The sequence below is a fragment of the Parendozoicomonas sp. 209JJ7-1 genome, from assembly GCF_058147085.1.
The window spans coordinates 1-735 of the sequence record NZ_JBYVJU010000102.1 but is presented as its reverse complement, the minus strand read 5'-3'; the positions used below and the strand labels follow the sequence as shown (position 1 = coordinate 735).

The 735-nt window shown below is 41.9% G+C and carries 1 protein-coding gene; it reads left to right on the top strand.

The annotated features are described in order from the left end of the window. The coding region (locus ACY2RQ_RS19555; protein ID WP_490114691.1) for an SH3 domain-containing protein at positions 1 to 675 on the top strand (675 nt) is incomplete at its 5' end. Positions 676 to 735: the final 60 nt, after the last annotated feature.

The following is a 735-nucleotide window of genomic DNA, read 5'->3' as shown; positions in this document are numbered from 1 at the left end:
CGCATCCAGGTGACGCCTTCGGCGCACCTGATGCGGGCGTTACACGCTTCGAGTGAAATCATGCAACATCAAGTAATTGAAAGATATATTTCAGCATACCCAAACCCAATCAAATTCAAAAAAGGAGAAGAGCTTTCTGTTGGGGATCAAGATGATGAATATAAAGGTTGGGTACGAGTAACTATAAAATGTGGAAATGAAGGCTGGGCTCCAGAGCAATATATTGACCAAGAAACATCCCCGCCAACAGCAGCCAAGAACTACAATGCAAATGAACTTACCACAAACCTTGGTGAAGTTCTGTTCGTTAAAAGTACGCTGAATGAATGGGCTTGGTCAGAGAATTCGTCAGGGCAAAAAGGTTGGGTTCCCTGTAAAACAATTCAACCTATTATGCAAAAAGTTGTTCTTGAGGGTTATATCATTGTTCCTGATGAAGACTTGCCACCTGTTCTGAAAGAGCTTCCTGTACACATTCAAAAAACCAAATCAGAGCTTGGCTGTTTGATGTTTGACGTCCAGCAACAAGAACACAATCCAAATAAATTTATGGTTTATGAAGAGTTCATAGATAAAAAAGCGTTCCAGCTTCATCAGAACCGAGTAAAAAATTCGCACTGGGGAACCATTACAAAAAATGTCCAGCGTCATTACCAAGTGTCAAAAGGTAAATGACATTTGTGCAAATCAGCGTGTACAAGTGCATCCAGGTGACGCCTACGGCGCACCTGATGC